This is a genomic window from Bradyrhizobium sp. USDA 376 (assembly GCF_054063675.1).
In genome coordinates, this window is record NZ_JBSSGN010000001.1 from 1,185,799 (window position 1) to 1,205,849 (window position 20,051).

The 20,051-nt window shown below is 64.2% G+C and carries 18 protein-coding genes and 1 pseudogene; 6 read left to right on the plus strand and 13 right to left on the minus strand.

Annotation, left to right across the window (positions count from 1 at the left end; genetic code table 11):
• Positions 1–212: 212 nt before the first annotated feature.
• The 4 genes from ACVJ19_RS05455 to ACVJ19_RS05470 form a co-directional block, all read right to left on the minus strand.
• Positions 213–890, minus strand: coding sequence for a hypothetical protein (locus ACVJ19_RS05455; protein WP_453949927.1), 678 nt, complete (start codon positions 888–890; stop codon positions 213–215).
• A 42-nt stretch (positions 891–932) separates the two neighbouring features.
• On the minus strand, positions 933–1,415 hold the full coding sequence (gene greA, locus ACVJ19_RS05460) for a transcription elongation factor GreA (protein ID WP_453949926.1): 483 nt from the start codon (positions 1,413–1,415) through the stop codon (positions 933–935).
• A gap of 158 nt (positions 1,416–1,573) precedes the next feature.
• Complete coding sequence (locus ACVJ19_RS05465; protein WP_453949925.1) at positions 1,574–2,059, minus strand: hypothetical protein; 486 nt, start codon at positions 2,057–2,059, stop codon at positions 1,574–1,576.
• A gap of 326 nt (positions 2,060–2,385) precedes the next feature.
• The gene (locus ACVJ19_RS05470; RefSeq protein ID WP_453949924.1) at positions 2,386–2,718 is read right to left on the minus strand and encodes a hypothetical protein; all 333 of its coding nucleotides are present in this window, start codon (positions 2,716–2,718) and stop codon (positions 2,386–2,388) included.
• A gap of 318 nt (positions 2,719–3,036) precedes the next feature.
• On the opposite strand from ACVJ19_RS05470, the gene ACVJ19_RS05475 reads away from it, so the two are divergent.
• Positions 3,037–3,270 (plus strand): DUF3551 domain-containing protein, encoded by a 234-nt coding sequence (locus ACVJ19_RS05475; RefSeq protein ID WP_283023831.1) that lies wholly within the window; start codon positions 3,037–3,039, stop codon positions 3,268–3,270.
• Between the two features lie 678 nt (positions 3,271–3,948).
• Positions 3,949–5,739 carry a vanadium-dependent haloperoxidase gene (locus ACVJ19_RS05480; protein ID WP_453949923.1) on the plus strand — a complete coding sequence of 597 codons (1,791 nt, stop codon included), beginning with the start codon at positions 3,949–3,951 and terminating at the stop codon, positions 5,737–5,739.
• Positions 5,740–5,935: 196 nt separating this feature from the next.
• Here ACVJ19_RS05480 and ACVJ19_RS05485 read toward each other — a convergent pair.
• The 5 genes and pseudogenes from ACVJ19_RS05485 to ACVJ19_RS05505 form a co-directional block, all read right to left on the minus strand.
• Positions 5,936–6,169 (minus strand): annotated as a pseudogene (locus ACVJ19_RS05485) (hypothetical protein); the annotation flags it as partial.
• Between the two features lie 455 nt (positions 6,170–6,624).
• Positions 6,625–6,795 carry a hypothetical protein gene (locus ACVJ19_RS05490; protein WP_453949922.1) on the minus strand — a complete coding sequence of 57 codons (171 nt, stop codon included), beginning with the start codon at positions 6,793–6,795 and terminating at the stop codon, positions 6,625–6,627.
• Between the two features lie 1,227 nt (positions 6,796–8,022).
• Positions 8,023–8,829, minus strand: a complete 807-nt coding sequence (locus ACVJ19_RS05495) for a transglutaminase domain-containing protein (protein WP_453949921.1) — start codon at positions 8,827–8,829, stop codon at positions 8,023–8,025.
• Positions 8,830–9,055: 226 nt separating this feature from the next.
• A complete protein-coding gene (locus ACVJ19_RS05500; protein ID WP_453949920.1) occupies positions 9,056–9,574 on the minus strand; it encodes a hypothetical protein in 519 nt (172 codons plus the stop codon).
• Between the two features lie 320 nt (positions 9,575–9,894).
• Positions 9,895–11,442 (minus strand): acetolactate synthase large subunit, encoded by a 1,548-nt coding sequence (locus ACVJ19_RS05505; protein WP_453949919.1) that lies wholly within the window; start codon positions 11,440–11,442, stop codon positions 9,895–9,897.
• A gap of 266 nt (positions 11,443–11,708) precedes the next feature.
• Between ACVJ19_RS05505 and ACVJ19_RS05510 the strand changes: the two genes are divergently transcribed.
• Together ACVJ19_RS05510 and ACVJ19_RS05515 are read left to right on the plus strand one after the other, a co-directional pair.
• The gene (locus tag ACVJ19_RS05510; RefSeq protein ID WP_453949918.1) at positions 11,709–12,287 is read left to right on the plus strand and encodes a L,D-transpeptidase; all 579 of its coding nucleotides are present in this window, start codon (positions 11,709–11,711) and stop codon (positions 12,285–12,287) included.
• A gap of 80 nt (positions 12,288–12,367) precedes the next feature.
• Positions 12,368–13,183 (plus strand): DUF2927 domain-containing protein, encoded by an 816-nt coding sequence (locus tag ACVJ19_RS05515; RefSeq protein ID WP_453949917.1) that lies wholly within the window; start codon positions 12,368–12,370, stop codon positions 13,181–13,183.
• Between the two features lie 113 nt (positions 13,184–13,296).
• Here the strand turns inward: ACVJ19_RS05515 and ACVJ19_RS05520 are convergent, their stop codons facing one another.
• The 4 genes from ACVJ19_RS05520 to ACVJ19_RS05535 all read right to left on the minus strand — a co-directional run bounded on the left by ACVJ19_RS05520 (position 13,297) and on the right by ACVJ19_RS05535 (position 17,145).
• Positions 13,297–14,103 carry a class I SAM-dependent methyltransferase gene (locus ACVJ19_RS05520; RefSeq protein WP_453949916.1) on the minus strand — a complete coding sequence of 269 codons (807 nt, stop codon included), beginning with the start codon at positions 14,101–14,103 and terminating at the stop codon, positions 13,297–13,299.
• Positions 14,104–14,225: 122 nt separating this feature from the next.
• Positions 14,226–15,377: an alanine racemase gene (locus tag ACVJ19_RS05525; RefSeq protein ID WP_453949915.1), complete on the minus strand. Its 1,152-nt coding sequence runs from the start codon at positions 15,375–15,377 to the stop codon at positions 14,226–14,228.
• Positions 15,361–16,008 (minus strand): helix-turn-helix transcriptional regulator, encoded by a 648-nt coding sequence (locus tag ACVJ19_RS05530; RefSeq protein ID WP_453949914.1) that lies wholly within the window; start codon positions 16,006–16,008, stop codon positions 15,361–15,363. The genes ACVJ19_RS05525 and ACVJ19_RS05530 overlap by 17 nt, the downstream gene beginning before the upstream one ends.
• Before the next feature lie 9 nt (positions 16,009–16,017).
• Positions 16,018–17,145, minus strand: a complete 1,128-nt coding sequence (locus ACVJ19_RS05535) for a threonine synthase (RefSeq protein ID WP_453949913.1) — start codon at positions 17,143–17,145, stop codon at positions 16,018–16,020.
• Between the two features lie 384 nt (positions 17,146–17,529).
• Here ACVJ19_RS05535 and ACVJ19_RS05540 point away from each other — a divergent pair, with 384 nt between their 5' ends.
• Together ACVJ19_RS05540 and ACVJ19_RS05545 are read left to right on the plus strand one after the other, a co-directional pair.
• Entirely contained in the window at positions 17,530–18,786 is a 1,257-nt protein-coding gene (locus ACVJ19_RS05540) for a GTP cyclohydrolase II (RefSeq protein WP_453949912.1), read from the plus strand.
• Positions 18,787–18,791: 5 nt separating this feature from the next.
• Positions 18,792–20,030 carry a URC4/urg3 family protein gene (locus tag ACVJ19_RS05545; RefSeq protein WP_453949911.1) on the plus strand — a complete coding sequence of 413 codons (1,239 nt, stop codon included), beginning with the start codon at positions 18,792–18,794 and terminating at the stop codon, positions 20,028–20,030.
• The last annotated feature ends 21 nt before the right edge of the window (positions 20,031–20,051 follow it).

Genomic DNA, 20,051 nt, shown 5'->3' on the forward strand with positions numbered 1-20,051 from the left:
GGCGACCAGGTGACGATCCCAGTGGAGTGAAAACACCGCCCCCCGCGGACGGCCATTTCATCTCCACATATCAGACAGATATTTGGCTGCGGGGACAGGATTCGCAACTTGCATGCTCCGCTTCCGCCGTCGCTCCTCGAGCTATGGCGGACAAGCCGCTCGCAATAACGGAGTAAAAAGCGATACCGCGTCGGTTGACGCGCACGCAAGCCTCAAGCCGCCCGCTCCGGCCGCCAGGCCGCATAGAGACCGACGAGGGTCCCGATCGCGACCAGCGCTGCCGCCAGCAGCACCTGCAATTGCCCGTCATCGGTGGGGCCTACGGACGACACGAGTCTGGTCACGACGACGAACAAAATGCCCACGGAGGCCGCTGCGCCCACGCACAGATGGGCGAGCTCCCGCGTCAGGCTTCCGCCGAGAAGTCCGAGTGCCGTAAAGTACATTGCGCAAGCGTTGGGGTGAACGAACAAGGCGACGCGCGCGTAAGGACCGTAGGTGTCGAGGAGGGACTCGCATCGGCTCAGTGCCGCTTTTGAGGCGACCCGCTGCAACAGCGGTCTGAAGAAACGCGCCTGTCCGTAACTCAGCACGGCGCCCACGATGATGGCCAGCCACGCCATGATGAAAACGGGGACATCCGCGGACTTGGGACTGAGCGCCATGGACATCAGGATGAGGGCGGTTCCGGGAAAATAGCCGAAATACGGGAAGACCGACTCCAGCAGCACGCAGACGAACATGAAGGCCGGAAACCACCATGAACCGGTCGCACTCCGGACGACGGCATTCAAGTCGAAGAGATCCGTCCTGTACAGGACGAGGTACATGCACATGGCGAGGCCCGCCAGCGCGTAGAACGGCAACGCTCCCGACAGAAACCGTCTCATCCGGCCATCGGGCCTTGCTTCGCGGACATTGCGGGGACCATCCTAGGCGATCGATACAATCTCGATCTCCTGCGCGCCCGCTCCCACGACATCCCCCACCGCCTTCCCCATCAGCGATCTCGCCACCGGCGAGACGAACGAGATCGAGCCGGCCTTCGGATCGCCCTCGTCCTCGCCGACGATGCGGTAGGTCTGCACGCGGCCGTCGTGGCGGCTGAAGGTCACCGTGCTGCCGAAGGCGACGACGTCGGTCGTGGCAGGATCGGGCATCACCTGCGCCGTGCGCAGCCGCTCCGTCAGATAGCGGGCGTCGCGCAACGGGACGGCCGACTGCCGGCGCTTCTCGTTGACGTCGTCGATGGCTTGCGCGGCCTCATAGGCCTCGCGCGCTTGTTGAAGCTGCGTCTGCAGTGCCTGCAGGCCGGCCTCCGTCACGAGGTTCGGATGGGGCGAGATCGGGCGATCCGGCAACAGCGTCTCGGACGCGGTCTCGGCGCTTTCTTCCTTGGTAAAGGCGACGCTCAATTCAATATCCTGTCGAACTGTCTAAAGCGCGATGAGATTTGGATGCATCGTCATCGCGCTTTAGGTTGCTGTTTACGCATGATCTTTCCGGAAAACCGCTTCGCACTTTTCCGGATCATGCTTTAGGTCGCGGCGCCGTGCGCCGCCGTTAGCCCGGATTATATCTCAAGTGCGACGAAACGACGGAGCTTGACGACGAGATCCGGCATCGCCTGGCGGAACCGCGTCGCGTTCTGGAACGAGGTCGAGAACGGCGCGAAGGTGATCATCGCGTTCCAGTGCCGGTAGCCGTAGACCGTCACGGAAGCGCCGCTCGCTGGAAAATCCTCGATCTTGCGGAGCTCGCCGAGCACGAGATCGGCAATCGCTTCCGCCGGCAGCAATTTCCTGCCGTCCGGCGTCGTGGCGATCTTCACGGGCGGTTCGGCCGGCTTGGTTGCAGCGGGTGCGGTATCGGAAGCGGGATCGGGCTTGACCGGTGCCGCGTCGGGGGCGGGCGCCGCGACCGGCTCGAATCCATGCGTCGGGGCCGTCGGTGGAACCTCGGTGAGCGGCGGCGGAGCAGCGATGTCTGCGCGCTTGTTGCCTCCCAGGATGCTGCTGATCATGGCCACGAGGCCAGCATCCTTCACGTCGTCGCTCATTACGTCCCCCGGCACTCCCCTCGACCTTGGCTTACTTTAGCACCGCTCCGGCAGATCGCCACAATGGATGTATGGTCGGATCAGCCTGACCGCCTCCCCCGTGGACAACGAAGGTATTTCGCTTCTCGGCGACGGTCTTCGTGCGCGCCTCGTCCTTCGAGACGACCGCTTTGCGGTCTCCTCAGGATGAGGCTAAGCAGCACCGGTGCCGCCGAAATTGCTGCCGCTACTCCGCCCTCATCCTGAGGGCCCGCTGGAAGCGGGGGTCTCGAAGGATGGGCCGCAGCGGCGCGAGGTCTGATCCCGTCGCGCCGCCGTGCGATCCGTCACCGCTTCTCGAACGGAATATATTGCTGGTACTGCTTCGGCACCGAGCTGCGGTAGCGCGCGGGCACGGTGCCGGTGTCGATCGAATGATCGATCTCCTGCTGCCGGGTCATCTTCTTCTTCGCCGGCTTTTTCGCTGCGCTCTTCTTGGAGTCGGATGGCTGGCTGGTATCGGTGGTGGCGCCCGGCGTGGTCGTCGCAGCCGGCGCAGTGGTTGTCGCAGCAGGCGCCGCGGTCCCGCCGGCGGCCGGTGCGTTCTGCGCCAGCGCGAGCGATGATTGCGCAAGAAGCGCCAGCGCTGCTGTCGCAGCCAGCAAATATGACCTTTGCATCAGAACCTCCAAAAAAAGTGAGCTGACCCGAATGAGAAAAAGCGTAAGCCTCCGGGAGTGGCGCGTGCAAGTCTGCTGACGGCAAGTCTGCTCATGACAAGTCCGCTCACGACAAGTGCGCTGACGATAAGTCGGAAGCCGGTGGCGAACTGTGGCCGAGATCACATTGCTCGCCGCGGCTTGCTTCATCATAGACGCATGTTGAACGCGTCGCCCTCTGCGGACACCAAGACGAGCACGACAAAGTGTCGGACACGTCGGGGAACACGCAGGTTGAGCTGGTGTTCCTCATCCCATCGTTCCTCCAAGGAGACTGAAATGCGTCGCACCATCCTCACCCTAGCATCGTTCGCAGCGCTGATCGCGGTCGCATCCCCGGCAGCCCAGGCGCATCCTGCAAACGATCGATATTGCCTGCAGGGCCGCATCTGGGGCTATCCCGGCAACTGCCAGTTCGCGACCTATCAGCAGTGCCAGGCCTCCGCCTCCGGCACATCGGCCTATTGCGGCGTCAATCCGCGCTACGCGTTCTCGCAGCAACGCTATTACTGACGCGGTTGCGGCGCGCGCGCTATCACGCGCGCCGCCACAATTTTTGCGTGAAGACGATCCGCCGCGCCGATAGCCCGGCGAATCGACACCGCACGAAGCTGCTCGCGCGCGTCGACGTCGCGCACGATGGAAGGCGACGGCTTGTGGCGCGCGGAAATCCCCGTCTCGCTTCGCCTGCATTTCACCTTTAGCCTTGATCGTTTTCGGTCGTGAATTTTCGCTCAGCCAGCTCGGGGCGTGCCCTCACGAACTCGTCAAGCGGAGTGGTCGAGACTTTCGCGCTTCAAGGACTGAAACTCATTTCGAACAGAGCGTCTTTTTGATGAACCTTTTCCTTTTCTCGAGGACTCACCTCTGAGCGGAAATTCACCGCTCGCCATGTCGAGCGGCATCGAAGACGAGATTCGTAGCTCCCTCGCATGCAGCGGTCACTTTTCTGCTGACACAGTCCGGAAGACGTGAATGGGGCTTACCACCCCCTCACGGCCGTACCTTTTGGAGCAGTGCCATAACCGAAATCCGGCAGTCCGCGCTGCAGGGCGGGCGATTGCGCAAGCGATGCCCGGAGAAGAGGTGACCCGAACAACGCTGATGTCATTAGAATCCTGAAAAGAAAAAGAATCCTGACAAGGGAAGAACGCAGGCCCCAGAGCGGCGCCTGCGACGGAGGAGATCTCCATGGCCAACCACCCCACCATTTCGATTGAAACCGACCTGGCATCACCGGCTCGGTCGACCACCGCCGTCACTCGCCGCGCGCTGCTTGGCGGGGCCGGCATCGCGGTTGGCGCCGCCGTGCTTGCGTCTCCGCCGGGCATGCCCGGAATCGCCCCGGCGGTGGCGCAGCCTGCGAGCGCGGACCCGCGACCGCTCGACGCAGCGTTCAAGAGTCGCGCCTTCGAAGTCCGGGGGGTCTGCGCGGGCAACAACGAGAAAATGCCCATCGCGCCCCATCCGACGAATGGCGATGAGGCGCGCTACACCAACAAGATCGGTTCCGATTCTCGGGGCCTGCCGCACGACAAGCGCGGCGAAGTTGAACCAGAGGCATGGCAAACGCTTTATGCCGCTTGCCAGTCGGGCGAGCCCGCGGATTTCGAGAAAGTCCGGCTCGGCGGCACTCGCAAGCTGGTCAATCCCTTGGGCACACTGGCCGTCAGTCTCAGCGGCATCAACCCTACTCAGATTGCGATACCGCCGACGCCGGCCCTTGCAAGTGCGGAGCGCGCCGGCGAGGCGGTCGAGGTCTATTGGCAAGCCCTGCTTCGTGATGTTCCGCTGACCGAGTTGCGCGACGACACATCCAATCGCGACGTGATTGCAGCAACCGAGGAACTCAGCAAGCTTGCCGATTTCCGGGGACCGAAAGCTGGCGGGCGGGTCACACCCGGTACGCTGTTCCGCGCCAATGCGCTTTATTTCGACACAGGTGACCCGAAGGGCCGCTCCGTCACGCCTCCAGGCGTTTTGGACGGCCCGGTGATCTCGCAGTTCCTGCTCCGGGACGCGCCCTATGCCGCGCAGTGGATCAGTGCCCAAGTTCGCACCGTGTCGCCCGCCAATGAATTCCTGACCGACTACGAGGAGTGGCTGGCGATCCAGAACGGCGCCGCACCGAAACGCCAGTTGCAGTTCGACGCGACACCGCGATACATCACGACAGGGAGAGATCTCGCGGAGTATATCCACACGGGTCCTGCACTTGGGTGGGCGGCAGCGCTGATCCTTGCGACACCCGGTGGCGGGGCGGACAAACGGTACTCCGGGATCTTTCCACCGGCAGAGCCCGTATCCTACCCCTCGAACCCGTATCGGAAATCGAAAACCCAGGTCCCTGCGGGTGGCACCTTCGGGTTGATGTATGTGCAGGCACTACTCGCCACAGGGATCAGTAACTCCGTCCGCGCGTCCTATTGGCAGAAGTATTTCGTGCACCGGGCTGTGCGACCGGAAGCCTACGGCGCTCTGGCGCATCATCGCCTCGCCAATGGCGTGAGCGACTACCCGCTGCATGATGATTTCCTGAAATCGGAAGCCCTCACTCGCAGCAAGGCCAAGTACGGCACTTATCTGTTGTCGCAAACCTATCCGGAGGGCGCGCCCTTCCACTCCACCTATCCCGGCGGGGCCACGAGCGTTGGTGCCGTCACGGCGACCATATTGAAGGCGTTTTTCGACGAGAGCCGCGTCATCACCAACCCGGTGCAGCCCGATCCGGCTGACCCGACGAAGCTCGTGCCCTATAGCGGCCCGCCGCTCACGGTCGGCGGAGAGTTGAACAAGCTCGCGGTGAATTTCGGTTTCGGACGGAATTGGGCGGGCATCCACTGGCGTTCCGACGCTTCCGCCTCAATGGCGATCGGCGAGGAAGTGGCTATCGGCATGCTGCGAGACGAGCGCATGACCTTGCGCGAATCCTTCGACGGCTTCTCCTTTACGCGCTTCGACGGCAGCCGCGTGACGATCTGACAGTGGCCGGGCGACGCCACCGCAACCTATGGCGCGGTCGGGCGACCGACCGCGTCGCACGGTGCAGCAGCTGAGCAATTGTATGAGGGAATGCGCGCGGCCGAGATACCAGAGGGGTGATGTCAGCTTTGGGGTCATAAGCAGTCGCTGCCGGCCAAGGCGGGGCGACTTCAGCCTTGTCCTCGACATCTGACGTTCAATGCGCAGCCCCAAGTCCGCTCTCGGCGAGCCGCGTCGCGAACCAGCGCGACAGCGGGTCGTCGACGAGGCCGCTGACATAGACCTCCGACATCGTCACATGCTGCTTGTCCAGCACCAACAGCACGCCGATCCAGTAGGGAAACCAGACATGCACATCGGTGAGCGCCCTCAGCTTTTGCTGGTCGTGCTCCAGCGGCGTGTGATTGCTCGCCTTGCGGATCTCCACGCTACGCGTTCTCGCAGCAGCGTTACTACTGACGCGGTTGCGGCGCGCGCGCTATCACGCGCGCCGCCACAATTTTCGCGTGAAGACGATCGCCGCGCCGGCGGCCCGGCGAGTCGACACCGCATCCGCTAACGCGCGATGAGGCGATGAAATGAGATTTCGGCCGGATGCTGACATCAGCAATAGACCGACGTTAGCCGTGTCGGGTTATCTCGAAATTGAACCGGACCTGCATTAGGTGGGAGCGCGCGTCTCTTTCGCTTCGGGGGCAACCGGAACGACGTCGGAAGGTTGCCAGCGAATATGGGCAATTGGACCTTAGGAACAAAAACGCCGCCCGCTTAAATGAAGCGCAGGCGGCGGCTTACCAGCCCCGGGAGGGAGATTGTAAAATCCCGATACAGGTTGGTCTCCAGGTAGCGTGCAAAAGTTCAGCACGCCGGGCAAAGAGACCAAATTCAGGATGGCGGCTGTAGTCCCGGCGACGTCAACCATTTGTTGACCTCGCCGGCAACATCGATCTGCCTGGCCTTTCGCAAAAGCTCCGTACGGCGGACGCCGAGCGGCATCCCCTCGGCCTGTAGCCGGAGATTGATCGCCTCTTGCGCGAGACGGTATTCGAATGTCATTGATTGTCCTGAGGATCGCTGAACCGACATAATTGACGCTCCGCTGCGGGGTTGAGCGGGAGCGCAACTAGCGTTCACACCACCGATAGATGCTAAGGGCCGCTCGGTGGTGGTGGCACAGTGCGCCTTTATCTGCCGAATAGCGAGCGCTTTGTTTCGTTCCTGCAGGAACTATTTGCGGATTGCTGCGCGTTGGTCGCTGGCTGACTGTCAATCATGCGGTGCTCGATGCGAGCAAATCTCCTGGAGTTCTCGGCCCCGATGCCGACTTTTTGTGATCAGCAATTGCGCCGTGCCACATCGGCACCGAGAGGCAACGCGCCGAGGACAAAGACCAAAGTCAAATGCAGGCAGGCTGCAAACCGAGCGTATTATTGGCGCGCCCGCGCGGTCGGCGAAACTCAGCAACCGCGGCAGATATTCTTCAGCTTTGCGGCGGTTCGGGCTTCTTCCGCAAGGAAAGGATCCTTGTATCCTGACGACGAGTCGACAGCGGTTTCGGCGGGTTTCCTGGTTTTTGGTGGAAATGCCGCATCGTAACAGGAGAGGCGCGCACTGGTGCTCTCGATGGAACGGCAATTCGGTTCCGCGGCGGAAGCGGCTGACGCAGGAGCGCCCAGTGCCGATGCCAGCAAGAGCGCCGCCGCCCATATGCCTGGTCGAGTTATCTTCATGCTGAAGCTGCCATCGCTATTTGGTTTTACTCGCCCAGGTGGGACGCTCTCCGGTCCAGGCCGGAAGAGAATCCCATTCAGACCAACGCATCCGGCGCTCCTCGCCTCCGACCCTCACGAAAACAAAGGGAGCATCGTCCCGACCCGTTTTTGAACCAACGAAAATCGCCGGAACCCCGTAGGCGTCCCTGATGATTGCCGTATTTGCCATTCTCGGCTCCTGTCTTGGCTTGAGTTGGCTGCGACAGCGTCCCCGCCTGCTTTTTTGGCGTAGGTGATTGAACGGACCTGCCGCTACAAAATGGCCGCGACCGCAATCAACAGTACGAGGAAGAGCGGCACCAATAACGGTGGTACGAGCCACTCACGAATGCCGAATTTGTCGGGATTTGACATCTGACCGCCTTCTCGTGGGTTAAGGCGGGAGCGCGAAGCTCTCAGTCACCGATAACAGCCACGTAGCGCGCGGTGATGCCAACTGTGTAGCAGTCTTCTCACCAACTAGCGAGATCAATCTCAACCGATTGGGTACTTGATTGCCCAAGGCGAGACCTTACGCAAGTTCATCGGTCCACACCTTGAAGCTGATGAGCGTGTTGGGTCCGAAACTTTGGATAATCGGAACATCTGCCGCATCGCGGCCTTGAGCGATCAGGACGCGGCCAATTCGCGGAGTGTTGTTGCGTGCATCGAAGGTGTACCAGCGACCGCCAAGATAGGCTTCGAACCAGCCTGCGAAGTCCCCGGGGGCGTGGGGCGGCGGGATGCCGATGTCGCCGAGATAGCCGGTGCAATAGCGCGCTGGAATGTTCATGCAACGGCAGAATGCAATGGCAAGATGCGCATAGTCGCGGCAGACGCCTTTGCCCTCGTTGAATACTTCCCAAGCCGTCATGGTGGCCCGCGCGTGCTCGTAGCCGAACGCGATGTGATTGTGCACGAAATCGCAGATCGCCTGGACCCGCGGCCAACCCGGCGCCACTTTCTCGAACAGTTTCCATGCGATGTCGGAAAGCCGATCGGTTTCGCAGTAGCGGCTGCCGAGCAGATAAACGATGGTATCAGATGGAAGAACCTCCACCGCGTATTGCGTGGCGGAAGGCGCGATCACGTCGGGCAACCCGCTATCGCGCACTGTACCGTTGGCGGAAAGGCGCATGCGGCCAGCGGGCGCAACGAACCGACTGCACCAGTTTCCGAAGCCGTCGCGGTAGGGCGTGATCTGCACGGGAGGCTCGGTGGTGAGATGATCCGGCACAATGATGTCGGATGCGCGGGTGAAGTGCGTGCCGACCACGGCAATCAATGGTGTGACTTGCTGGAAGTCATAAATCATTTCGAATCCAACACGTATTTTCATGCTTAGGGCCTGACTCCGACTGCATTGACTGTCCCGCGGCTCGCGAAGATTCGGTCGCCGTGAGGCCAACATTCCCCAGCGACCAGCGTTCCGCCGCTTTTGGAATTCTCTCGGCGTCGGTGCAGAAAGTGAGTCGGCTCTGCGTCCGCTAAGAGGTCATAAGCAGTCGATGCTGCGCAAGCGGGGCGACTTCCGCTTTGTTCTTAAAATCTTAGAAGCACACGCCCTAGTGCGCAGCCCCGAGACCGCTCTCCGCGAGCCGCGTCGCGAACCAGCGCGTCAGCGGGTCGTCGACGAGGCCGCTGACATAGACCTCCGACATCGTCACATGCTGCTTGTCCAGCACCAACAGCACGCCGATCCAGTAGGGAAACCAGACATGCACATCGGTGAGCGCCCTCAGCTTGTGCTGGTCGTGCTCCAGCGGCGTGTGATTGCTCGCCTTGCGGATCTCCACCGTGAGCAGGTTGTTCGGAATCTCGCGCTGATGCACGGCGACGTCGGGGTAGATCGACTTTCCCAGATGATCGTCCGTCGAGATGATGGTGCCGTGCGGCAGATGCAGCGTGCGCTCGCCGAGCCGGTCGTAATTGCAGTCGACGGCCCAGCCGGAGAACTGCCGCTCCAGATAGACGGCGAAGCGGTGGGTCACCGCGCGCTCGCCGACGTCCTTCTCGAACAAGAATCCTTCGTGGGCGTAGAAGTCCCGGAGCGCCGCGATCACCTTGTTCAGCTCGGTCTGCATCGTGCCTCCGGGCGCATCGATTGGGTTCCGTGCGGTCTCTCACTCCCTCTCCCCGTTCTTACGGGGAGAGGGTGGGGTGAGGGGCCGCCTCGGCAAATTCGATCGAATGATAGGTGGAACGCGCTCGGCGCGCGAGTCGGGTAGACTTTTTGCTTGGGTTCGCAGCCTGCCTTGCCCCTCACCCGGATCGCGCCGGACGATGCTTCGCATCGCCAGGGGCGACATAGCCGAAGCTTCGCTTCGGCGTTCTTGAGAACGGCCGCCGAAAGGCGGCCTACGCCTCTCCCCGCAGAAGAGCGGGGAGAGGTAAAGATACAGACTTACATCTGGACTTCGATGAGCCGCGGCCCGGGCTCGGCGACGGCCTCAGTCAGCGCCTTGTTGAACTCGTCGGCATTGGTGACGGCGCGGCCGGGCACGCCCATGCCCTTGGCCAGCGCGACGAAATCGAGCGTCGGCCGGTCGAGCCGGAGCATGTCGTTGGCGCGCTGGCCGGGCTCGCCGGCGCCGACATTGTCGAACTCGCCGCGCAGGATCTGGTAGATGCGGTTGGCGAACACGATGGTGACGATGTTGAGGTTCTCGCGCGCCTGCGTCCACAGCGACTGGATCGTGTACATGGCACTGCCGTCACCGACCATGGTGATGACCTTGCGGTCCGGGCAGGCGATCGCCGCGCCGATCGAGAGCGGCGTCGAGAAGCCGATCGAGCCGCCCATGTTCTGCAGCCAGTCGTGGGGAGCCGCCGCCGCGGTCGGCGGGAAAAAGCCGCGACCGGTGGTCAGGGATTCGTCGACCATGATCGCATTCTCGGGGATCGCACAGGCAATCGCCTGCGCGATCGAGGCGAAGGTGAGCGCGCCGGTCGGCTTGACCAACTCCTGAAGGGCTTGCGGCTTGACGTCCTTCGCGCTCGCCTTCACGGCGCCGGCCAGCGCCTCGAGGGCTGCGACCGAATTCTCGCCCCATGAGGTCATGCGATGCACCTCGCAGCCCTCGGGCTTGAGCATGCTCGGCTTGTTCGGATAGGCGAAGAACGCCACGGGATCGTCGGACTCGACCAGCACGATGTGACGGAATTTCGCCAGCATCGGCAGCGCGTTCTCGATCACGTAGTGGATGCGGTCGATCGAGAAGCGGCCGCGGCCGCGCGCCATCTTTGGGCGGAAGGTCGGGCCCATCACGGTACAGCCGGTCTTGCCCGCGATGCGCTCGGCCAGCGCCAGGCCCTGCTCGCTGAGGGCGCTGCCGGTCATCAGGAGCAGCGTGCCCTCGCCGTCACCGTGCAGGATCTTCGCGGCCTTCTCAACCGCCTGCGGCGAATAGCTGGCGCGCTGCTGCTCGGCCGGCACCTCGGCGATGCCGTCGGCCTCGTTCCAGGCGGTGTCGGCGGGCAGGATCAGGGTGGCGATTTGCGGCGGCGCGCTTTTGGCGGCGGCAATGGCCGCGGCACCGTCGGCGGCGACCGATTTGGAATTCGGCGAGGTCCGGACCCAGGACGACATCGGCCGGGCCAAGCCCTCGATGTCGGAGGTCAGCGGCGCGTTGTAGTCGATGTGGTAGACCGCATGCTGGCCGACGATGTTGACGATGCCGGAATTGGCCTTCTTGGCGTTGTGCAGATTGGCAAGGCCGTTGGCGAGGCCGGGACCGAGATGCAGCAGGGTCGAGGCCGGCGTGCCCTTCATGCGGAAATAGCCGTCGGCTGCTCCCGTCACCACGCCTTCGAACAGGCCGAGCACGCAGCGCATGCCGGGCACGCGGTCGAGTGCTGCGACAAAATGCATCTCGGACGTGCCGGGGTTGGTGAAGCAGACGTCGACCCCACCCTTGACCATCGTCCGCACCAGGCTTTCCGCACCGTTCATTCTTCTGCTCCCGCTACCGGCGATCTCGAGTGATCCATCCGACCAATCATTGTTCGCGGCATTCGTCAAAGCAATAGCGGCCATTGCGGCCCTGCCCCGCGCGCCGACGCGCCGGCTTGGCTAACGCTTTCCGGCGAATTGGTGCAGTTGCCGATTTGGTAACGCCATTCATTAAGCATGGGGTTCCTCACGGGGCCGTGGCTTGCGAAACCCTCGCAAATATGGCCTGTGACCTTCGTTGAATCGATTTTTTTCCGGGGGAGACAATGATCCGGTTTTTTGCCGCGCCGATTGCCGCCGTCGCACTCTTGACCGCCACGGCCGGCGGTACGCTCGCCGAGGAGTTCGACTCCCGCGACATCATGGGCGGCGGCCCGAACTTCTTCCGCGGCGGCTCCAGCCCGATTCCCCGCTCCACCGTCATGTACAACGGCAATTATGCCCCCGGCACGATCGTGGTGAACACGTCCGAGCGGCGGCTCTACCTGGTGCTCCAGAACGGCCAGGCGCTGCGCTACGGGATCGGCGTCGGCCGCGACGGCTTCCGCTGGGGCGGGGTGCACAGGATCACCGCCAAGAAGGAATGGCCGGCCTGGACGCCGCCGTCGCAGATGCTGGCCCGCCGACCCGACCTGCCGCGGCACATGAAGGGCGGCATCGAGAATCCGCTCGGCGCCCGCGCGATGTATCTGGGATCGACGCTCTACCGCATCCACGGCTCCAACGAGCCGGAGACGATCGGCCAGGCGGTGTCCTCGGGCTGCTTCCGCATGACCAATGACGACGTCACCGACCTCTACAGCCGCGTCTCGGTCGGCACCACCGTGGTGGTGCTGAACAACTGATCGGCCACAGCAGGAACCCGCAGGGCGCGCGAATTTGCGATCTTGTGCGCGCGGCGCGAATACGGCAGCGTCGCACAACGATGAGCGCATTGGACCTGCCCTCGCCCGGCCTTCGTATCGCCCTGTTGGCGCTCGCAACGCTCACCTGCGTGCCTGACACCGCTACCATGGCCGCCGCCGGCGAACTGCCCGCGGTCGCCTCGCGCCAGCGCGCCGAGCGGAAGAGCTTTACCGACAACGAGATCGTCGAGGGTTTTCTCAAGACCGCGTTCGGCGCCGAATACCACCTCGCCGGCCGCGTCGACCGCATCCGCAAATTCGACGGGCCGGTGCGCGTGTTCGCCGAGAGCGACCGCGCCGATCGCAAGACGCAGCTGGCAAAAGTCGTCACCGACATCGGCAAGCGCGTGCAGCATCTCGACATCGCCATGATCGAGAGCAGCGAGGCGGCGAATGTGCGGGTCAAGCTGGTGCGCGACCGCGACCTGTTCCGGACCCTCACCAGCTTCTACGGCGCGGAGAAGGCCCGCGAGATCCGCACCTCGCTCGACCCGCAATGCCTGTCCGGCTTCCGCAAGAACGACAATTTCGAGATCGAGCATTCCGACGTCATCCTCACCGTCGACAATGGCGATTTCACCTTCCTCGACTGCGCCTATGAGGAGCTCCTGCAATCGCTCGGGCCCATCAACGACACCACGAGCGTGCCGTGGACCATGTTCAACGACAACGTCTCGATGGGCTATTTCGACGTCTACGACCAGTACATCCTCAATTTGCTCTACGACCCCCGCATCAAGCCCGGCATGACGGTGCCGGAGGTCAAGGCCGTGCTGCCGCAAGTGCTCGCCGACGTCAGGGCGTGGGTGAAGCGGGTGAATGATCTGAAGGAGTGAGACGCCACTGACGCGCTCAGACTGCGCAAAATGCCACATGCGATGACCTTCCCCTGGAGGGGAGGGTCAGCAAGGCGTCCTGTCTCGCAGCACATTCGCCTTCGAGCGCGCCCTCACGCCTTCCTTGCTTTCGTCATCAGAAACTGCTGGCGCATCACGTTGTTGCCGGCGTCGAAATACTCCGAGATCAACGCCTCGAACTCGGCACGGAAGCTGCTGAGCTTGTCCGGCTCGTCCTTGTAATGTGCGACGAGCTTGATCAAAGGCCCGATCGTCGCTTCCATGGTGCGGCGGAAATGCTGCGGGCTGAGCGTGGACGGCGTCATCATGTCCATCTCGAACGAGATTTCCTTCGCCTTCCCCGCGAGACGCTCGGCGACGATTTTCGGATCGCCCCACAACGCCGGTGATGCGACGCCCTCGGGCGGCGGCAGATGGCGGCCGACCAGCGCGAACATGCGGCCGACGTAGAGATGCGGCGGCCAGGTGGAGAAGGCGATGGTGCCGCCGGGCTTCAGCACGCGCAGCATCTCGCCGATGGCGACGTCCGGACGCGGCGCGAACATGTGGCCGAACTGGCTGAGCACCACGTCGAACTCGTTGTCGCCATAGGGCAGGCTTTCGGCGTCGCCGTCGACGAAGTCGACATCGAGATTCGCCAGCCCTGCGTGCTCGCGGGCGCGCTCGATCAGAACCGGCGAGAGGTCGAGACCCCTGACCTTCGCACCGCGGCGGGCGGCTGTGATCGCGACAACGCCGGTGCCGCATCCGACGTCGAGCAGCTTTTGGCCGGCGGCAACGCCGGCAAAAACGACCAGCTTGGCCGCGGCCGGAGTCGTGAAAACCTCCATCGGCGTGAACAGCGACCAGGCTTCTTTCTGGATGGCCTTGAAACCTGCAAACGGATCCTGCGCGGTCATGGAACTCTCCCTTTGCTCGAGGTCGATCTTCATGAGGCTGGCGAGGAAGGCCCAAGGTTCAACGGCTCACGGGCGGCGGCGAGGACACAATTTCGCAATCTCGCGGCGCGTTTCGGCCTGTCCTACCACCCGTTGATCCGCGGCCACACGGCGCTGACATCACCCGCGCCGTCGAGTACGTGATAGCGATCATATTGCGCGCCGGTTGCGCAGGCGTGGTTGGTGAGGATACGGACGCGGGAGCCGATAGGCAGGTCCGGCAGCGCGGCATTCGAGCCCTTGCGCAAGCCAATGATGCCGTGTTCCTGGTTGGCATCGGTGACGATGAGGTCCGGGTACGGTTTTCCAGCGAGATCGCAGACGACGCCATAACCCTGGTCGAGCGCCTGCTTCGCCGTGCTGCGGTCGCGCGACAGCGCCATCCAGCCGGCGTCGGTGATGATCCAGCCTTTTACCTTCTGGTGGCCGATGACGGTGGCAAGCACAGAGAGCACGAGGTCGTCCATCGCCACCGAACTGACGCCGGCCTGATAAAGGTCGCCGAACATGAAGACACCGGCACGCACTTCGGTGACGCCGGTCAGGTCGCGCGCATAGCGTGCGGTCGGTGTCGCGCCGACGCTGACGATAGGACAGGGCAGACCTGCGCTGCGCAACGCGTTCGCCGCCGTCACGGCGGCGATGCGTTCCGCTTCTGCCGCTTCCGCGATGGCTGCGGAATCGTTCAGTGCGTAGCTGTCGCCGGCGTGCAGCAGCACGCCGCGCAAGGTCGCGCCGCCCGAGACCAGGCGATTGCCAATGGCGACCAGCGTTGCCGCGTCGGTCGGCGCGACGCCGGAGCGATGGCCGTCCGCGTCGACCTCGATCAGCGCCGGAACCGGATCGCCGCTGCTCGCGGCATGCGCGGCGACGGCATCGGCTTGTTCGATGCTATCGAGTACCACGGCGAGATCGGCACCGGTGGCGCGGATGGCAGAGACGCGCGCGAGCTTCGCCGGCGCAATGCCGACGGCGTAGATCATGTCGCGCACGCCGCCGGCTGCGAAATACTCGGCCTCGCGCAGCGTCGAGACTGTTGCCGGCCCGGTAGCCGAGGTCATCGCGATGCGGGCGACGTCGAGCGATTTTGCGGTCTTCAGATGCGGACGGAAAGCCACGCCAAGACTGGCAAGGTGCGCCTTCATCCGCGCGACATTGGCGCGGAGCCGTTGCTCGTCGAGCAGCAGGCAGGGCGTTTCAAGGCTCAACAGATCGGTATCATCTGGCATCGGCATACACCGTAGCACGCGACACCCCGAGATGGGCGGCGATGATGTCCGAGGAGCGGCGTACCTGCATGCAGCCGGCGTCGCGCAATTCGCGCAGCAGCGCGCGGCGATCCTCGGTGTTGAGCGCGCGCGGCGTCGTGGCGCGGCGCGCGGCGAACTGGTCGATATGGGCGCGGATGGCATCCGCGCCGACTGGATTGAGGGATTCCCGCGGGCTGTCCTTCGCATCGACGCTGACGAACTGGCCGATGGCGCTCTGCAAGCCCTGGAACAAGGTCAGATCGACGTTGAGGCAGAGCGCGGCAACGTAAGAACCGTCCGCATCCTTGATACCGATGGATGTGCTCTTGGCCTGCCGTCCGTCGGCAAAGCTGTTGGCGTAGTTCGAGATCACCTGCGCATAGTCCGGGTCGGCGATGCGGGCAAGGCCAAGCTCGGTCGCGGGCTGGCCGACCTTGCGTCCCGACAGATTGTTGTGAATGGCGACGATCGCCTGTTTGGGATCGGTGAGATCGTGCAGCACGACTTCGCAGAACGGTGCGAAGGTCTCTCCTAATCCTTGCGCGATCCGCCGCAACTGATCGAACAGCAGCTGTCGATCGGCGGCGGTCTTGCTCGATGACTTGGCTCGCGTCATCGCTTGGCCCTACTGCACGAGATCGGCGACGGTGGTCGCGGCCTTGAGGCCCGTGCCGGTGAGGACCGCGACCGTGGTCTCGGTCGCCTTGATCGATCCGGCAGAGGAGAGTTTTTCCAGCGCGGCAGCTGCGCTGGCGCTGGTCGGCTCGGCGAACAGGCCCTGCCGCGCGAGGCGGCGCAGCGCGGCGACGATCTCGTCCTCGGTGAGTGCGACGGTGCCGCCGCCGCTCTCGCGCAAGGCGGCGATGATCTCGCGCAGGCGCAGCGGATTCTTGATCGCGGTGCCTTCGGCGATGGTCTTATGCACCTCGCGCGCGACCGGCGTATCGACACCGGCCTTGAAGCTCGCATCGATGGGCGAGCAATTGATCGGCTGTGCCGCGAACAGGCGCGGCAGCCTCGATATCTGCCCGGCTTTCATGAGCTCACGGAAGCCGAAGGCGCAACCCAAGAGGCTGCTGCCGGCGCCGACGGGGACGATGACGTTGTCGGGGGCGCGGAAGCCGAGGTCCTCCCAGATTTCATAGGCGAGCGATTTGGTGCCTTCGAGGAAGAACGGCTGCCAATTGTGGCTGGCGTAAAACGTCTGGCTCGATTGCCGGATGGCCTCGGCCTCCGATTCCTCGCGCGGGCCTTCGACGAGCTGCACCGTGGCGCCGTAGGCGCGCACCTGCGCGATCTTGGCCGGCGATGTCGAGGCGGGCGCCAGGATCTTCACGCGCATGCCGCCGGCGGCACCCAATCCCGCCATCGACGAGCCGCCGTTGCCGGACGAGTCCTCCAGAATGGCATCGACACCGATCTGGCGCAGGAAGGACAGCATCACCGCCGAGCCGCGGTCCTTGAAGCTGCCGGTGGGGTTGAACCATTCGAGCTTGAACAACGGGCGCAGCTCGCCCCAGGCCTGCTGGACCAGCGGCGTGCAGCCTTCGCCGAGCGTGATCGGCTTTGCGATCTCGACCGGCAGCGCCGCCCTGTAGCGCCAGAGCGACCGCGTGCGGCCGTCGATGTCCTCGCGCGACAACCCTGCCCCCGGCGTGACCAGAAGCGGCGTGCGCTCGTCCGAGCACCAGCGCGGCTGCTTAAGGGAATAGAGTTTTCCGTTGCGGGAATCGATGTAGCTGGCGGCAGGCATGGCGAGACTCCGAGGCAGAGGCGACTTATACAGATTGTCTGATTATATACGTTTTGTCTAGTCGCAGCGGTCGCCGCCGCCCCCGCGACGCCTCTTGAAAACACAAAAACGAAAACTATTTCAAATCCTTACACCAATCGCGCGACTAGAACCGCAAGGTTCGGCCGACGCGAAGGCGCGGCCTTCGGGCGCGCCCGACCGGCACGCCGACGACGGGAATTTGGCCGCGAAGGGCCCAGCCCGCACGCCACGATTAACTTGTCTGTCGTGCCTGCCCGCTACAATATGTTGGATTGAGCTTGCGCCGCCGGTGGTCCGCACCGGCAACGCCAGCGAGCCAGGCCCGTCCGAGCGGCGGGCCGTTGGCTTTTTGGGAGCCTGGACATGAGCCGCGCGAACCGTACCGACCACATCCGCCTGACCTCCCATCCGGAGCCGGGCCGGAAGGCCGCCTTTCCGATCCATTGGGGGGCAGCCGACGCGCGCGCCCGCGGGCCGATCATCGGCACGGTGTCGCGCGCCGGGGATCGCAACGTGATCGGCAGCCATGGCGGGTCCTATGCGATGTACCGCGCGCTCGCCGTCTCCGCCGGCGCGCTCGATCCGATTCGCAGGCCCGACCTCACCAACACCTTTCCGGCGGCGACCATCGGACCGTTCGAGCAGTGGCGTGATCCCGCAAAAATCGTCGCGCTCGATCCCTGGGGCCATCTGGTCGCGGAGAATTTCGGCAAGGACATCGCCGAAGGCGTCGATATCCGCCCGAGCATCGCGGTGACGCGGGCGCGGCTGGACCTGCCGGAGATCCGCGAGGCGCTGGCGGCAAAGCGGCTGCGTGCCGACGGCGAGGTCGTGCACGCCAATGGCAGCGTCTCGGTGGTGAAGATCGCGATCGATCCGGTCTGGTACCTGCCCGGCCTTGCCGAACGCTTCGGCACCGGCGAGACCGAGCTGCGGCGCACGCTGTTCGAGCAGACCGCCGGCATGTTCCCGGAGCTCGTGACGCGCCCGGACCTGAAGGTGTTTTTGCCGCCGATCGGCGGCACCACCGTCTACATGTTCGGTGACGTCACCAAGCTCCCGGACCATCGCACCAGGATCACCTGCCGCGTGCATGACGAGTGCAACGGCTCCGACGTGTTCGGCTCCGACATCTGCACCTGCCGGCCCTACCTGATCCACGGCATCGAGGAATCCGCGCGCGGCGCGCAGGAGGGCGGGCTCGGGCTCGTCGTCTATAACCGGAAAGAAGGCCGCGCGCTCGGCGAGGTCACGAAATTCCTGGTCTACAACGCCCGCAAGCGCCAGGAGGATGGCGATGCGGCCGCGGCCTATTTCGAGCGCACCGAATGCGTCGCCGGCGTCCAGGACGCGCGCTTCCAGCAGCTCATGCCCGACACCATCCACTGGCTGGGCCTGAAGCGCATCGACCGCTTCCTGTCGATGAGCGACATGAAATACGACGCGCTGACCTCGCAAGGCATCGACATCGTCGAACGCGTGCCGATCCCGCCGGAGCTGATCCCGGCCGACGCCTATGTCGAGATCGCCGCGAAGAAGGCCGCCGGCTATTACTCGACCGACATCGCGCCGGAGAAGGACGTGAACGGCGTGGTCGGGCGTTCGCTCGAAAAATACTGATCGCGATGACGGAGAGTTTGGAACTGCAGGCGCGTTCGCTGCTCACCGCAAAGGCGGTGCGGGCGCGCGCCGGGCAGATGCTCGAGCTTGGCCTTGCCGGCGGGCTCACCCATTTCACGGTCGATCTCGGCCGCATGGATGGGGTCGCCGATGCCGTGCTCGCGGTCACGCGAAAAGCCTATCCGACGCTGGATGTCCCCTTCCACGCGCGCTGGCGCCACTTTGTGCTTGGCGGCGTCGATCGCTGGGCGCGGCTCGCGGACGCCGCATCATGGCCGGACCGCGCGGCACGGGCGCGTGCGGAGTTCGACCTTGCGATCGTCTCCGTGCTGCTCGATGCCGGCGCCGGCGCTGCGTGGCGATACCGCGATGCCGTGACGGGCGAAGCCATCGGCCGGTCCGAGGGGCTTGCGATTGCGAGCCTCGACATGTTTGCGAGCGGGCTCTTCTCCGGCGATGCCCGCACGCCGTTCAGGGTCGATGCGAATGTGCTGGCAAAACTGCCCCTCGCCTCGCTCACATCCGCCTTTCAGGTCAGCGAGGCCAATTCGCTGCTTGGCCTCGAGGGGCGCACCGACCTGCTGCGGCGTCTGGGCAAGCAGGTCTCGGAGCGCGCGGACGTATTCGGTCTGCACGACACACCGCGGCCGGGCGGGCTGTTCGATCACATCGCGGCGCAAGCCGTGAGCGGCGCCGTCGCTGCGCCTACCATTCTGTCCGCCGTGCTGAACCAGCTCGGACCGATCTGGCCGTCACGGCTCGAGCTCGCGGGCGTCCCGCTCGGCGATTGCTGGCGGCATCCGGCGATTAGGGCGGACGACGGAACGGCCGGTCTCGTTCCCCTGCACAAGCTGTCGCAATGGCTGAGCTACTCGCTGATCGAGCCGCTGCAGCGCGCCGGATTTGCCGTCACCGACATCGACGGCCTCACGGGGCTCGCCGAATACCGCAATGGCGGCCTGTTCGTCGATCACGAGGTGCTGCGCCTGCGCGATCCCACTGACGCCGATCGCGCGCATGCGGTGGATTCCCTGCTCGTCGTGGAATGGCGCGCGCTGACGGTTGCGCTGCTCGACAGGCTCGCCGAACTGGTTCGCGCCAAGCTCGGCCGCACGCCCGAGACATTGCCGCTCGCCAGCATCCTCGAAGGCGGCACCTGGGCCGCCGGCCGCGCCATCGCGTTTGCGCGCCGCCCCGATGGTTCGCCGCCGCTCAAGGTGATCAGCGACGGCACGGTTTTCTGACCCTCGTTGCCGCTCACACAT

What these genes read in the sequence shown, in the direction of transcription:
- ACVJ19_RS05455 (WP_453949927.1), bottom strand. Translation starts at nt 890, where the DNA reads ATGAGACGGTTTCTGTCGGGAGCGTTGCCGTTCTACGCGCTGGCGGGC.
- ACVJ19_RS05465 (WP_453949925.1), bottom strand. Translation starts at nt 2,059, where the DNA reads ATGAGCGACGACGTGAAGGATGCTGGCCTCGTGGCCATGATCAGCAGC.
- ACVJ19_RS05470 (WP_453949924.1), bottom strand. Translation starts at nt 2,718, where the DNA reads ATGCAAAGGTCATATTTGCTGGCTGCGACAGCAGCGCTGGCGCTTCTT.
- ACVJ19_RS05475 (WP_283023831.1), top strand. Translation starts at nt 3,037, where the DNA reads ATGCGTCGCACCATCCTCACCCTAGCATCGTTCGCAGCGCTGATCGCG.
- ACVJ19_RS05480 (WP_453949923.1), top strand. Translation starts at nt 3,949, where the DNA reads ATGGCCAACCACCCCACCATTTCGATTGAAACCGACCTGGCATCACCG.
- ACVJ19_RS05490 (WP_453949922.1), bottom strand. Translation starts at nt 6,795, where the DNA reads ATGACATTCGAATACCGTCTCGCGCAAGAGGCGATCAATCTCCGGCTA.
- ACVJ19_RS05495 (WP_453949921.1), bottom strand. Translation starts at nt 8,829, where the DNA reads ATGAAAATACGTGTTGGATTCGAAATGATTTATGACTTCCAGCAAGTC.
- ACVJ19_RS05500 (WP_453949920.1), bottom strand. Translation starts at nt 9,574, where the DNA reads ATGCAGACCGAGCTGAACAAGGTGATCGCGGCGCTCCGGGACTTCTAC.
- ACVJ19_RS05505 (WP_453949919.1), bottom strand. Translation starts at nt 11,442, where the DNA reads ATGAACGGTGCGGAAAGCCTGGTGCGGACGATGGTCAAGGGTGGGGTC.
- ACVJ19_RS05510 (WP_453949918.1), top strand. Translation starts at nt 11,709, where the DNA reads ATGATCCGGTTTTTTGCCGCGCCGATTGCCGCCGTCGCACTCTTGACC.
- ACVJ19_RS05515 (WP_453949917.1), top strand. Translation starts at nt 12,368, where the DNA reads ATGAGCGCATTGGACCTGCCCTCGCCCGGCCTTCGTATCGCCCTGTTG.
- ACVJ19_RS05520 (WP_453949916.1), bottom strand. Translation starts at nt 14,103, where the DNA reads ATGACCGCGCAGGATCCGTTTGCAGGTTTCAAGGCCATCCAGAAAGAA.
- ACVJ19_RS05525 (WP_453949915.1), bottom strand. Translation starts at nt 15,377, where the DNA reads ATGCCGATGCCAGATGATACCGATCTGTTGAGCCTTGAAACGCCCTGC.
- ACVJ19_RS05530 (WP_453949914.1), bottom strand. Translation starts at nt 16,008, where the DNA reads ATGACGCGAGCCAAGTCATCGAGCAAGACCGCCGCCGATCGACAGCTG.
- ACVJ19_RS05535 (WP_453949913.1), bottom strand. Translation starts at nt 17,145, where the DNA reads ATGCCTGCCGCCAGCTACATCGATTCCCGCAACGGAAAACTCTATTCC.
- ACVJ19_RS05540 (WP_453949912.1), top strand. Translation starts at nt 17,530, where the DNA reads ATGAGCCGCGCGAACCGTACCGACCACATCCGCCTGACCTCCCATCCG.
- ACVJ19_RS05545 (WP_453949911.1), top strand. Translation starts at nt 18,792, where the DNA reads ATGACGGAGAGTTTGGAACTGCAGGCGCGTTCGCTGCTCACCGCAAAG.